The organism is Massilia sp. R2A-15, assembly GCF_030704305.1.
Lineage (GTDB): Bacteria > Pseudomonadota > Gammaproteobacteria > Burkholderiales > Burkholderiaceae_D > JAFCUW01.
In genome coordinates, this window is sequence record NZ_CP131935.1 from 2,699,199 (window position 1) to 2,712,826 (window position 13,628).

Sequence of the window (13,628 nt, forward strand, 5' to 3'; positions counted from 1 at the left end):
AGCGCTTAGAACTCCTCCCAGGCTTCGTCGGCCACGGCCATCGCGGGAGCCGGTTTGCGTGCCACTGGCTGGACCACTGCGGGGCGGGCAACGTGGCGCAGCGCCGGCCTAGCCGTGCTGGCGATGCGCGCTTCGATGCGGGACGCGGCCGCCGGCTGGCTCAGCTTGAACACGCCGACCACTTCCGACAGGCGCGCGGACTGCTCCTGCATCGACGCTGCGGCAGCAGCGGCCTCCTCTACCAGCGCGGCGTTCTGCTGGGTGACCGCGTCCATCTGGGTGATGGCCTGGTTGACCTGCTCGATGCCGTCGCGCTGCTCGTCGCTGGCGGTGGTGATTTCGTTCATGATGCTGGTCACGCGGCCGATGCTGGCGACCACCTCGGCCATCGTCTTGCCGGCCTGGTCGACCAGGCGCGAACCGTTGTCGACCTTTTCGACCGAATCGCCGATCAGGGTCTTGATCTCCTTGGCCGCCGCCGCGCTGCGCTGGGCCAGGTTGCGCACTTCCGATGCGACGACCGCGAAGCCGCGGCCCTGCTCGCCGGCGCGCGCCGCTTCCACCGCGGCGTTCAGTGCGAGGATATTGGTCTGGAAGGCGATGCCGTCGATGACGCTGATGATGTCGACGATCTTGCGCGACGACTCGTTGATGGAGCCCATCGTCGCCACCACTTCCGAGACAACCGTGCCGCCCTTGGTGGCCACCGTCGATGCAGCAATCGCCAGCTGGTTGGCCTGGCGCGCATTGTCGGCGTTGAACTTGACGGTCGAAGTCAGCTCTTCCATCGACGAGGCGGTTTCCTCCAGCGAGCTGGCCTGTTCTTCGGTGCGCGAGGACAGGTCCATGTTGCCGCTGGCGATTTCGCTCGACGCCATGCTGATGGTCTCGGTGCCGCTGCGGACCTGGCCGACGATGCCGACCAGGCTGTCGTTCATGGCTTTGAGAGCGGCCATCAGCTTGCCGGTTTCGTCGGTGCTGGTGACTTCGATCTCGCTGGTCAGGTCGCCCGCCGACACGGTTTGCGCGACGCGCACCGCTTCATAAATCGGCCCGGTGATCGAACGGCTGATCAGCCAGGCGCAGGCCGCGCCGATCAGGATGCCCAGCGCGCCCAGCGCCAGGACCAGCCGGCGTCCGCTCTGGTATTGCGCCGACACCAGCGCGGCGGTGTCGTCGAGCAGCTTGCGCTGCGCCACCGACAATTTGGCCAGCGCATCGAGATAGGCCTCGCGCTTGCCGACCATTTCCTTGCTGTAGATATCCCTGGCGGCGTCGATCTCGCCGGCCGCCTTGTGCTTGAACACCTGTGCGCGCGCCGCGGTGTAGGCGCTGCGGGTCGACAGCACATCGGCCACCAGCGCCTTGCCGACCGGATCCTCCACCTCCTTGACCAGGAAGTTCTGCACTTCGGTGGCGCGCGCGGACGACTTTTTCATCTGGTCTTCGACCGCCTTCTGCTCGCCGGCGTCGGCGGCAAGCCAGGCTGCGGTGGTGCGCGCAGCATTGACTTCGACAACTTGCTGCCATTCGTCGATCAGGCGTTCGTTGCGCACTTTTTCGGCGATCAGGTCGTCGGTCATCGCGCTCGCCGTCTGCATGCGCCAGACCGCGATCATGCTCAGCGCCACGAGCAAGGAAAGCACGATGGCAAAGCCCAGCGCCAGGCGGGTACCGATATTCATGTTTTTCATAGCGGATATCAAAATGCTGAATGGAAATTCTATCCTAGCAGCAATCTTTGATTCCCGTCAGCAATTTTCCATAGCCTTGGGTTATTGCGCAACAACCGTATCAGTTGTTGCATAGAGACAAAAATGATGCTAAGGCAATGTTGTCATCCATGCCCCGCCAAGCGCGCGGTAGAGGTCCACATGCGCGGCGAGCAGGCTGGCGCGCAACTGCAGCACCGCCACGTCAGCGCTGAAGGAGCTGCGCTGGGCGTCGAGTTCTTCCAGGTAGGAGGCGTAGCCGTTGGCGTAGCGGTTGTGCGCGACCCGCAGCACTTCGGCCGACGCCTGGCGGCGCTGGACGGCCTGCGCCAGCTGCTCGTCCAGGCGCTGCAACGCCGTCAGCGCGTTGTCCGTGTCGGCGAAGGCGTTGCGCACCACGGTTTCGTAAGCGATCACGGCGCGGTCGCGCTGGGACGCCGCGATGCCGGCCTGGGCGCGCAGCCGACCGCCGTCGAACAGGGGCGCCAGCACGCTGCCGCCGATGCTCCACAACAGGTAGGGGGAACGCAGCAGCTGGCTGATGCTGGAGGCCTGCAGGCCGCTCGATGCGGTCAGCCGGATCGACGGCAGCAACTGGGCGCGCGCCGCGGCCAGGCTGGCGTCGGCCGCGGCGACGGCGCGCTCGGCCTGGGCAATGTCGGGCCGCCGGCGCAGCAGTTCGGACGGCAGGCCGGGTGCGATGGCCGGCGCGGCCAGGGCATCGAGCGCAGCGCCCCGCGAAATGGCGCCGGGGCTCGCGCCGACAAGCACGGACAGCGCGTTCTCCTGCTGCGCGATCGCGCGTTCGAGCTGGGGCACGACGGCAGCGGTGACGTGGTACTCGGCCTGCGCCTGCGCCCAATCCAGGCGCGAGCTGTAGCCCACGTCGAACTGGCGCTTTGCCAGCGCGAGCGAACGCTCGCGCGACGCCAGTGTCGCTTGCGCCAGCGCCAGCTGGGCGTCCAGGCCGCGCAGGTTCAGGTAGCCCGATGCGGTGCTGGCGGCGACCGATAATGCAGTGGCGCCGGCCAGCGCCTGCTGCGACTGCAGGTCGGCGCGCGCCGCCGCAGTGGTGCTGGCCAGCTTGCCGAAGAGGTCAAGTTCATAGCTGGCCTGCAAGCTGCCGTTCAGCGAAGTTCCCTCGACCGGCGTGCCGAAGGGACCGATCACGCGCGCCCGCGCGGGCGTGACGGCGGCGTTCAGCGCAGGCCCTTGCGCGCCCGCGGCGATGGTCACCCTGTCCCGATATTCCTGCAGCCGCGCGGCGGCGATGCGCACGTCGCCGTTATGCGCCAGCGCGCGCTGCACGAGCTGATTGAGCACCGGGTCGCCGAAAGCGCCCCACCACAGCGCCTCGGGCTGCGCGCCGGGCCCGACCTGGCTGCGCCACGCGGCCGGCACTTCCAGCGTGGAGGCCGGCGGCGGAGCGGTCGTCGCGGCGCAGCCGGCCAGCGCCAGCAGGCACACCAGCGCCTTCATGGCTGCCTGCCGCGCGCGGCCGTGTCGATGCTGGCAACGACCGACATGCCGGGCCGCAGGCGCGCAGCCAGCGGCTGGTTCGGGTCGAGGCTGATGCGCACCGGGATGCGCTGGGCGATCTTGACGTAGTTGCCGGTCGCGTTGTCGGGCGTGAGCACGGAAAATTCCGAACCGGTGGCCGGCGAGATGCGCTCGACGTGGCCGCGCAGCTTCGCGTTGTTCAATGCGTCCACCGTCATCGTGGCCGGCTGGCCGACGGCGACTCCGGCCATCTGGGTTTCCTTCAGGTTGGCGATCACCCACAGCTGATCCGGGACTATCGCGGTGACCTGCGCGCCAGCGTTGACGTAGGCGCCCTGCCGCACGCCGACCTGGCCAAGCTGGCCGTCGCGCGGCGCCGTCACGCGGGTGTTGGACAGGTCGATCTCGGCCAGCTGCAGCGCCGCCTCGGCGCCGGCCACCGCCGCTTCGAGCGAGCCGCGGCCGACCGCCACGGCCTGCAGGTTGGCGCGCGCGATGTCCAGCGCCGCCTGGGCCTGCGCGCCGCCGGCCACGCTTTGCGCGCGGGCGGCGCGGGTCTGGTCGCGTTCGCGCGCCGACAGCGAGCCGTCGGCCGCCAGCTCCTCGACGCGGCGCGAATCGGCGGCGGCGCGCAGCGCCTGGGCGTTGGCGTTGGCCAGCGCCGCCTGGTTCTGGCGGATGGTCGCTTCGGCGGTGCTGCGCTGCTGCCGTGAGTTGGCCAGCGCCGCCTTGGCCGCGGCCAGCTGCGCCCTGGCCTGGTCCACTTTCTGGCGGTAGATGCGGTCGTCGATGCGCATCAGCAGATCGCCCTTGCGCACCTGCTGGAAGTCCTGCACCGGCACCTCGACGACGTAGCCGGACAGCTGCGGGCTGATGATTGTCACCTGGCCGCGCACCAGCGCGTTTTCGGTGCTCTGGATGGTGCTGTGGAACGGCGGAAGGTTCCAGGCGTACAGCACGACCAGTACGCCGGCCAGCGCGATGGCGATGAAGATCATCGCGCTGAACCAGATCTTGCTGCGCGATTTTTCGGGAGGAATCGGGGCTTTCATGTCAGTCCGTTACAGGGTCAGGGGTTGGGCCAGGCACGGGCGCCGGCGGTGGAGGATTCAGGTGCAGCCAGAGCGCGTGCAGGAAGATCCACGCGGCGGTGAACAAGGCGATCGCGCAGATCAGCAGGAACACGTCGTTGTAGGCCAGGACGTTGGCTTCGCGAGTGGCGGTGGCCGAGAGCGTGGCCAGTCCGCGCGCCGAACGCGCGGCGGGGTCGGGGATCAGGCGTCCGAACGCGGCGCCGCTGGCCTGCACGCGGCTGGCGACCATCGGGTCGAGCTGGCTCAGGTGCTCGGCCAGCTGGCTCGAATGGAATTTCTCGCGCACGACCTGGAAGGTGCCGAGCGCCGCCGAGCCAAGCAGGCCGCCCAGGTTCTGGCTCAGGCCGAACATCACCGAAAAGCTGATCAGGTTTCCGGGGTTGGCGATCACGCCGCCGATCAGCGCTATCAGCGAGGGGCCGATGAACAGCGCCCCGCCGAACGCCAGCAGGAACTGGCTGGCGTACATCTGCTCGGGGCGGGTCAGGCTGGTGGCATGGGCGTCGAAATACGCGCCGGCCGCCATTAGCAGCAGCGCGATGACGACCGGCGCGGTCAGGTGGTTCACCGACAGCGTCAGCGCGCTGACCGCGATGCCGGCGATGGTCGCGGCCAGCACGATGACGAACAGGGTCTGCATCTGGTCGTTGTTCAGGCCCACCGCGCGCAGGAAGCCGACCGCGCCCGTGCCCTGCTCCGACAGCACCACGCGGATCAGGATCATCGACAGGCCCAGGCGCACGATATCGGCGCTGGCCAGCCAGCGCGTGTTGAGCAGCGGGCGCGCGCGGTGATGCTCGACGAAGATGGCGCCGGCGATCAGCACGATGGACGCGGCCAGCGCCCAGCCGATCCACGGCGTCTCAAACCACCACAGCAGGCGGCCGAAGGTGAGCGCGGCGCACAGCAGCGCCACGCCGGGCGCGAACAGGCCGAAGGTGACGAAGTCGAGCTTCTCGAAGGTCTTGATGCGGTCGCCCGGCGGCAGCTTGAGCATCAGCACGCAGCCGAGCGAGAACAGGGTCAGCCCCAGTTCGAACAGGTACAGGCCGCGCCACTCGGCGAACTGCAGCAGGTCGCTCGAGAAGATGTAGGCGATCGGCAGCGCCAGCTGCGACACGCCGATGGCGATCACCAGGCCGCGCAGCCGCTGCGGCTTCTTGAAGGCCTGCAGCATGTAGTACAGGCCGAGGGTCGACAGCGCCGCGCCGACCATGCCGTGGGCCGCGCGCACCGCGATGGCGGACACCAGGTCGTGGACGAACAGGTGGGCGAAAGTGACCAGCGCGTACAGCACCAGGAAGAATTCGGTGAACAGGCGCAGGCCGAACTGCTGGCGAAATTTCACCAGCAGCAGGTTGATCGAGACGTTGGTCATCACGTAGGCGGCCGGCAGCCAGGCCGTCTCGGTGGCGTAGGCGCCGAGCGCGCCCTGCAGCGACACCAGGTTGACCGACACCAGCGCGTTGCCCAGGCCGCCGGTCAGGCTGACCACGATGCCCACGATCAGGTAGGCGTAGCGCAGCCAGGTCGGATGGGCCGGCGACGACGGCGAGCCGGGCAGCATCGGCTTTTCATCTGGGTGCCAGTCGCGCGGTGCGTATGTGCTCATGGGGCGGGCGGCGGCATCGAAGTTTGATCTGGATTGACGTTATGGCTATCAGGCAAAAATTAACCGCCTGAATTAGCACTTGGGTATTGCTCTGAAATTTCTCGGTGCTTAGAATCAAGTCATTCCATCCGGAAATTTGTTCAGGCTCAGTATCTATATTGCTATGGTTCGCGTCATGTCATCTGTTCGCAACAGCACATTAGGACTCATTGGCTGCCTCGCGATGCTACCGTCGTTAGCATACGAACAAGAGCTCCCCCTCGATTACCGCCTGAACGAGCAGATCATCCAGGTTCCTGCCGGAAAACAACGGCACGCCATGCTGGAAACCACGATTTTCCGCCCGAACGGCGCCGGCCCATTTCCGCTCCTGATCATCAATCACGGCAAAGACGCCGGCGCACCCGGCGACCAGGCGCGCGACCGCTTCATCTTCATGGCCACCGCCTTCGTCAAGCGCGGCTACGCGGTGATGGTGCCGATGCGTCAAGGCTTCGCCAGCTCCACCGGCCGCTACAAGGAATTCGGCTGCAACATGACGGCGAACGGCTTCGCCCAGGCCAGCGACGTGCGCGACGCGGTCGACTACGCGCGCCAGCAAAGCTGGGTCGACGCCGACCGCATCGTCATCGCCGGCCAGTCGTACGGCGGGCTGGCGACGATGGCGCTGGGCACCCAGCAACTGCCGGGCGTGCGCGGCCTGATCAACTTTGCCGGCGGCCTGCGCGACGACGCCGAGCGCTGCGACTGGCGCTCGGAACTAGTGCGCGCGTTCGCCAACTACGGCGCGGCCAACAAGATCCCCAGCCTGTGGATGTACGGCGCCAACGACTCGCTGTTCGGCCCCGAGCTGGTGACCCACATGCACGACGCCTTCGTCAAGGCGGGCGGCAAGGCGCGGCTGGTCGAATTCGGCGCCTTCAAGCGCGACGCGCACGGCATGATCGGCAGCCGCGACGGAGAAAAGGTGTGGTGGGGCGACACCGAGGCATTCCTCAAAAAGATTGGCATGCCGACCGCCGAACGCTATACCGTCACGGCGCAGCCGGCGCTGCCGAAGACCGACTATGCGCCGCTCGAAGACGTCGACGCGGTGCCGTTCCTGAAAGAGAATGGCCGCCGCGCCTATCGCGAATACCTGGAAAAGCTGACGCCGCGCGCGTTCGCGGTGGCGCCGAACGGCGGCTGGTGCTGGGCCGAGGAAGGCGAAGACCCGGACCGGCGCGCGCTCGCCACCTGCGAGAAGAAGTCCGGCCAGCCGTGCAGGCTGTATTCGGTCGACGACAACGTGGTGTGGCGCGACGATCCGGCGCCGGGCCAGGTCGGCACGATGATCGCCAGCCGCAGCTTGTCGCGGGCCGCCGGCACGGTGGGCGGCAGCGCTTCGACCACGAAGTAACCCGGACTGTCGTTCCTGCGCAGGCAGGAACCCATGCTGAATCTGTTCACACTCAGTATAGGTTCCTGCCTGCGCAGGAACGACAAGCGGGCTATCGGTACTCGGCCGCCCAGGTCTGCAACTGCGCGACGGTGGCGGTCACTCCACCACAGACCACCACCAGCACGTTGCGGAAATCGCGCAGCTGGCTGGCCGCGTCGTAAGCCACGGCCAGCGAGGCGCCGCAGGCCGGCTCCACCACCACACGATGATCGTCCATGAAGCGGATGCAGGCGTCCACCGCGGCCGCGTCGGACACCACCCTGCTCCGCACCGGATGGCTGCGAGTGAGCGCAAAGGCTTGTTCGGCCACCTTGCGCGCGCCCAGCGAGGTGGCGATGCTGGAAATGCGCGGCAGCTCGACGCGCGCGCCGGCCCGCATCGACTGCGCCAGCGAATCGGCGCCTTCCGTTTCGACGGCGATGACGGGCACGCCGTCCCAGCCGTTGCGCCGCAGGCCCTGCACAACGCCGCACAGCAGCCCTCCTCCGCCGACCGACAGCACCACCGCATCGGGCGCGACGCCAGCCTGCGCGACCTCGTCGATCATGGTGGCGTGGCCGTCCCACAGCAGCGGGTCGTCGAACGGATGAATGAAGGCGTCGGAATCGGTCAGCATCGCCTGGGCGCGCTCGTTCGCTTCCTGAAACGAGGCGCCGTGCACGATCACCTCGGCCCGCTCGCGGCGAATCAGTTCGATGGCGCGCGCGGACGCGGTTTCCGGCACCACCACCGTGACCGGGATGCCCAGGCGGCGGCCGGCGTAGGCGGCGGCGATGCCGGCGTTGCCGCCCGACGAGGAGACGAAGCGGCGGGCGCCGCGGCGCGCGTATTCCTCGCAGGCGTGGCCGATGCCGCGGTTCTTGAAGGAGCCGGTCGGCTGCAGGGCGTCCATCTTGAGCCAGACCGACTGGCCCGGCACGGCGGAGAAAGCGGTCGATGCGAGCAGCGGTGTCTGGATGTGCAGGGTCATGGGATGTCGTTCGATGGTGGCGCGAACAGGCTTTCGGCATCGAGGATGGCGTAGGCGATTTCGGGGTGCTGGTCGAGGCAGCGCCGCACCGCGGCCGGAATCGACTGGCGCGTCTTGCGGCACAAGCCTGGCAGCTCGGCCAGTTCGATGCGGAAGCCGCGCACCGTGCGCACCTCGTTGGCGCCTGGCGTGATCGACAAGCGGATACCGAGCAGCTGGACCATGCGCTGTTCGAGCTTGCGCAGGTCCTCGTAGGTCGATACCGACTCGATCCGGTCCAGCAGACGCTTTTCTTCCTCGCGCGTGAGCCGCAGCACCCGCTTGTCCGAATCGGGGTCGGCCAGCAGGCGCTCGCGATCGCACACGCACAGCCCGGGCGGGCATTCGGTGCGAATCGTGAAGTCGACTGTCTGCTGCATCGTTGGCGAACCTGTCGTGGGCGAGAAGAAAAAATTCTACCACCGATGCGCCAACAGCCGGCGCGACCGGGAACATCGGGTTGACAATATTTACCGCCTGGCCGATCCTCACGTGTCGCTCCCGGCAAATTCCGGTGGGCCGTCAACGAATACCATCACTCCGAAGGACCTTCCAGCATGAACCTGACCCTCGCCCGCGCCGCCGCCCTGCTCCTGATCGCCTGCAGCGCCGCGCCGGCGCTGGCGGAAGCGGTCCGCGCCGAACGGGTGGCGGCACTGATGCCCGAAATCGACAAGCTGTACGCCGACCTGGCCAGCGCCGAGCACCTGCCCGGACTGACGATCGGCGTGGTCCTCGACGGGAAGCTGGTGCACGCGCGCAGCTTCGGTCTGTCGAACGTCGAGCGCAAGACGCCGGTCGCGGCCGACACCGAATTTCGCATCGCTTCGATGACCAAGAGCTTCGTCGCGATGGCGGTGATGAAACTGCGCGACGAAGGCAGGCTGGGACTGGACGACCCGGTCGTGAAGTATCTGCCGGAGCTGCGCGGCGTGGCCCTGCCGACCGCCGATTCGCCGGCGCTGACGATCCGCCAGCTGATAACGATGACGACCGGCCTGCCCGAAGACAATCCGTGGGGCGACCGCCAGATGCAGATCGATAACGCCGAACTGGCGCGCTTCGTCGGCGCCGGGCTGTCGTTCTCGAACGCGCCGGGCGAGGCCTTCGAATACAGCAACCTCGGTTACGTCATGCTGGGCAAGGTCGTGTCGAAAGTGGCGGGGATGCGCTTCCAGGACTTCGTCACGCGCGAGATCCTGCTGCCGCTGGGGATGCGCCACACGCGCTGGGAATACACGCAGGCGGCGCCGGGCAAGCTGGCCCTCGGCTACCGCTGGGAGCATGGCGCGTGGAAGCCTGAACCGATCCTGCACGACGGCGACGGCGCCGCGATGGGCGGCCTGATCACGACGATGGACGATTTCGCGCGCTACGTGGCCTTCCACCTGGACGCCTCGCCCGCGCGCGACGGACCAGACACCGGCCCGGTGCGGCGCGCCTCGGTGCGCGAGATGCAGCAGCCGCGCGTGTTCACCGGCATGGCGCCGAAGGCGACGCTGGCCGACGACAAGACGCCGAATCCGAAGGTCACGTTTTACGGCTACGGCCTGTCGTGGACGCGCGACAGCCGCGACGTCGTCATCGTCGGGCATTCGGGCGGGCTGCCCGGCTACGGCAGCCAGTACCGCTTCGCGCCGCAGCACGGCATCGGGGTGATCGCGTTCAGCAATCTGCGCTACGCGCCGGTGTATGGGCCCACCACCAAAGTGCTGGAGCGCCTGATCGAGCGCGCGCAGCTGGATCGGCGCCCGGTGGCGGTGTCGGCGATCCTGGCGACGCGCCAGCGCCAGGTGGCCGAGCTGGTGCAGTCGTGGGACCCGGCGCTGGGCGCGGCGATCGCGGCGGAGAATTTTTTCCTCGACCGCTCGCGCGAGGATTGGGTGGCCGCCAGCCGGACGCAACTGGACAGGATCGGCAAGGTGATCGCGGTGGGACCAATCAAGGCGGAGAACCAGCTGCGCGGGACATTCCCGCTGGTGGGCGAGACGGGGACGGTCGATGTGTCGTTCACGCTGACGCCGGAGCGCGAGCCGAAGGTGCAGTTCATCGAACTGAAGGCGCGCGCGGCGCCGTGACGTCGAGCGGCGGTGTGCCAAACCGGGGTCAGGTCCGGCGGACCTGACCCCAAGGGCTAACTTATTTCGCGGGCCACAGCTGCATGCGCACTTCGCCGCCCGGATAGGTGGCGCTGTGCACGTTGATGTACAGGTTGCCGGCCATGTAGCTGGCGTACTGCGCGTCGGTCAGCTTGGCGCCCGGCGCCGGCGCGAAGGTGTTGGCGCCGGTCTTGGTGAACGGGACGATCACCGGGCCGTTCTGGCCCTTCGCCGCTTCGTGGATGTGCGCCATCGTCGGCGTCATGCCCATCACTTCGACCGAGCCGGTCACCGACTTGTCGGCGCCGATCATGATCATGCTCTTGCCGCTGGCGGTCGACGGGTTGGGCGGCACTTCCTGCGCGCCCGACAGCATCATCGGCGCGGCGGCCGGCATCGCTGCCGGCATCGGCGCCGGCGTGGCATTGGGCATCGGGGTCGGATTGATCGCGGTGGCGGTCTTCTCAACGGCCATCGGCGGGCTGGCGTCCTTTGCCTTCATCGAGTCGCAGCCGGCCAGCGCCAGCATTGCGGCAACGGCGGCAATTCCTGCCACCCGGACGTCTTTTTTTACGGTCTTCATTCGTCGTTCTCCTGGTTGACTGCGTGAAATTTACCTGTAGGCGCGGGACGTACCAGTCCGATGTTCATATTACATCACTGCTGAGCTAACAAGCGCACAACTGATGAAAGTTTTGCTACGCCGCGTACTCGAGCTGGCCGACCGGATGGTACGCATATTTGTAGCCGTAGCCGGACAGGCGCGGCTTGACGTCGTTGAACACGATGCCCAGCGGCGAAACGCCGGCCTGGTTCAGGCGCTTGATCGACTCGGTGATCTCGCGCTCGGTGCTGACCCCGGCGCGCACCACCAGGAACACCGCGCCGGCGTGGCTGCCGATCACCAGCGAATCGGCCAGCGCCAGGATGGGCGGCGAATCGACCAGCACCAGGTCGTAATGCGATCGCACCGACGCGAGCAAGGCGCCAATATCGAGCGGCATGAAGAAATCGGGGCGCGCCTGCGACAGCACGCCGGTGGTGACCAGGTCGAGCTTGTCGAGCACGCCGCGCCGGATCGCCTGGCCGAGCGTGATGGCGCCGCTGGCCGCTTCGCACAGCCCGCCTTCGCGCGGCACGCCGAAATACTGGTGCAGGCTGCCGTTGCGCACGTCGCCGTCCACCAGCAGCACGCGCTTGCCGGAGGCGGCCATCACGGCGGCGAAATTGGCCGAGACGAAGGACTTGCCGAGACTGCTGGTGGGGCCGGCGAACATGATCACGTTGTTGTGCAGCCGCGGCATCGAAAACTGCAGCGACACGCGGAAGCTGCGCAGCGCTTCGATGGCGCCGTCGATCGGCCACTCGCGCGCCAGCAGCGGGCTGGGGCCGCCGCGCCGGGCCATCCTGGCCTGGGCGTCGCTGTGCGGGATGCTGGCGACGACCACGCGCGCGCCGAGCAGCTTTTCGATCGCCAGCGGATCGTCCACCGCGCCGCCCAGGTTCTTGCGCAGCACCGCGCCGAGCACGCCCAGCAGCAGCCCGCAGACCAGGCCGACGACGACGATCAGGCCCCGGTGCGGGCGCACCGGGTCGTCGCTGACCATGGGCGGATCGACCAGGCGCACGTTGCTGACCTTGCCCACCGAGACGATCCGCAGTTGCTGCGCGGTGTTCGCCAGCGCCGTGTACAGGTCCGTGTTGAGCTTGATGTCGCGCGCCATGCGCACCGAATCCTGCTCAAGCAGCGGCAGCGTCTTGATGTGGGCGGCGATCTCGGCCAGTTCGCGGTCGACCTGGCGTAGCTGGCCGGTGACGGCGGCCACGACCGGGTGGCGCATGGTGAAGCGGGTCAGCAGTTCGGTGCGCTTCTGGAGCAGCTCGGTGCGCCGCAGCCGGGCCGCGGCCGCCTGCTGCAGGCTCAGCTTCGCTTCCTCGGCGAAGTCGATGGTGCCGTGGGCGTTGCGAAAGGCGTTGTACTCGCTCTCGGCGCGCTCGAGCTTGGCCTTGAGCTTGGGCAGCTGCTGGTCAAGGAAGGCAAGCGACTTTTCCGCCTCCTCGCTCTTGCGCCCCAGGTTCTGCGACATGTATTGCTGGCCGATGTCGCGCAGCATGGCGTTGACCAGCTCGGGGCTGCCGCCTTCGAGCCGCACTTCGATCACGCCGGACTGCTTGCCCCGTTCGGCGACGATCAGCTCGTCCTGCAGTTTGCGGATGGCCGTGCTGGCCGAGCTGCGCCGCACCAGGAAGCGCGCTCCCGGCAAGCCGTCGAGCCGCGCCACCTGCAGTTCCACCGCGCCGGCCGGCGTGTGCACCTGCAGCAGCGGCCCCACCTGGCCGTAGAACATCACCTTCCCGTCCGGGTCGAGCACGGAATAGCGGCCGCCGCCCAGGCTGGTGACGGCCAGCGCGCGGCCGTACATCGAAGGCGGCACGTTGAGCACGGGCACCTCGATCTGCTCGGCGCCCCATACCTTGCCGCCCCAGCCGAACAGGCCCGGCTGCGACAACTGGCCGGGGCGGGCGTCGCGCACCAGCTTGCCGAGCAGGGGGAAGTAATCGGGACGCGCGTCGATGGTCAGGTTCAGGCGCGCCACCGCCGGCGCGACGACGGTGCGCGAGCGCAGCAATTCCATCTCCGCCGTCACCGCCTTCTTGGTGTCGAACATCGAGGCGACGTCGTTGAGCGCGTTCTTCGAGGTGGACGGGGTGGCTTCCTCGACGTGGATCAGCATGCTCGCTTCGTACACCGGGCGCGCCAGCACCGCGTAGGCCAGCGCCAGCAAGGTGACGAAGCCGGCGATCGCGGCGAGCACGCGCCACTGATCGCGCAGCAGGTTGAGCCAGACGCGCGCCGGCGGATCGTCCTGCTCGCGCGCGGGCGCCGGCGCCGCGATGCCGCGGCGGCTGAGCGCGCGGCGGCGCAAGGAGCGCGCATGACCGAGATTGGCGGTGGTGGACATGGTGGGAGATCGCTTGAATTCGGTAGCTCAACGCTACGGCAGCGCGCCCTGCCCCGTTTGCGTTGAATCAATCGGGCGCATACGGCTCAGCTTATGGACGAGGTTGCGGGAAATTCGCAGAAGATGAGCTCGCTTCGGATTCGCAATTATGCAAGATTTCGCATAATTTGCGTTGCCGTTAAAATATTGCAACACTCC

Annotated in this window: 10 protein-coding genes; 2 read left to right on the forward strand and 8 right to left on the reverse strand. The window is 67.8% G+C overall.

What is annotated here, in order from left to right; genetic code table 11:
• Window positions 1-5: 5 nt before the first annotated feature.
• The 4 genes from Q4S45_RS12470 to Q4S45_RS12485 form a co-directional block, all read right to left on the reverse strand.
• On the reverse strand, window positions 6-1,694 hold the full coding sequence (locus tag Q4S45_RS12470; protein ID WP_305504612.1) for a methyl-accepting chemotaxis protein: 1,689 nt from the start codon (window positions 1,692-1,694) through the stop codon (window positions 6-8).
• A 129-nt stretch (window positions 1,695-1,823) separates the two neighbouring features.
• Entirely contained in the window at window positions 1,824-3,191 is a 1,368-nt protein-coding gene (locus Q4S45_RS12475) for an efflux transporter outer membrane subunit (protein ID WP_305504614.1), read from the reverse strand.
• Entirely contained in the window at window positions 3,188-4,264 is a 1,077-nt protein-coding gene (locus tag Q4S45_RS12480; protein WP_305504616.1) for an HlyD family secretion protein, read from the reverse strand. Before Q4S45_RS12480 ends, Q4S45_RS12475 begins: the two co-directional genes overlap by 4 nt.
• Before the next feature lies 1 nt (window position 4,265).
• Window positions 4,266-5,918 carry an MFS transporter gene (locus Q4S45_RS12485; RefSeq protein ID WP_305504618.1) on the reverse strand — a complete coding sequence of 551 codons (1,653 nt, stop codon included), beginning with the start codon at window positions 5,916-5,918 and terminating at the stop codon, window positions 4,266-4,268.
• A gap of 223 nt (window positions 5,919-6,141) precedes the next feature.
• Between Q4S45_RS12485 and Q4S45_RS12490 the strand changes: the two genes are divergently transcribed.
• Window positions 6,142-7,317, forward strand: coding sequence for a dienelactone hydrolase family protein (locus tag Q4S45_RS12490; RefSeq protein WP_305504620.1), 1,176 nt, complete (start codon window positions 6,142-6,144; stop codon window positions 7,315-7,317).
• A gap of 91 nt (window positions 7,318-7,408) precedes the next feature.
• On the opposite strand, the gene Q4S45_RS12495 is transcribed toward Q4S45_RS12490, so the two are convergent.
• Entirely contained in the window at window positions 7,409-8,329 is a 921-nt protein-coding gene (locus Q4S45_RS12495; RefSeq protein ID WP_305504622.1) for a pyridoxal-phosphate dependent enzyme, read from the reverse strand.
• Window positions 8,326-8,748 carry a hypothetical protein gene (locus tag Q4S45_RS12500; RefSeq protein ID WP_305504624.1) on the reverse strand — a complete coding sequence of 141 codons (423 nt, stop codon included), beginning with the start codon at window positions 8,746-8,748 and terminating at the stop codon, window positions 8,326-8,328. The genes Q4S45_RS12495 and Q4S45_RS12500 overlap by 4 nt, the downstream gene beginning before the upstream one ends.
• Before the next feature lie 177 nt (window positions 8,749-8,925).
• Here Q4S45_RS12500 and Q4S45_RS12505 point away from each other — a divergent pair, with 177 nt between their 5' ends.
• Window positions 8,926-10,446: a serine hydrolase gene (locus Q4S45_RS12505; RefSeq protein WP_305504626.1), complete on the forward strand. Its 1,521-nt coding sequence runs from the start codon at window positions 8,926-8,928 to the stop codon at window positions 10,444-10,446.
• A gap of 61 nt (window positions 10,447-10,507) precedes the next feature.
• Here Q4S45_RS12505 and Q4S45_RS12510 read toward each other — a convergent pair whose 3' ends face one another.
• Window positions 10,508-11,050, reverse strand: a complete 543-nt coding sequence (locus tag Q4S45_RS12510; protein WP_305504627.1) for a CHRD domain-containing protein — start codon at window positions 11,048-11,050, stop codon at window positions 10,508-10,510.
• 115 nt (window positions 11,051-11,165) lie between these two features.
• The gene (locus tag Q4S45_RS12515) at window positions 11,166-13,430 is read right to left on the reverse strand and encodes a polysaccharide biosynthesis tyrosine autokinase (RefSeq protein WP_305504629.1); all 2,265 of its coding nucleotides are present in this window, start codon (window positions 13,428-13,430) and stop codon (window positions 11,166-11,168) included.
• Between the last annotated feature and the right edge of the window lie 198 nt (window positions 13,431-13,628).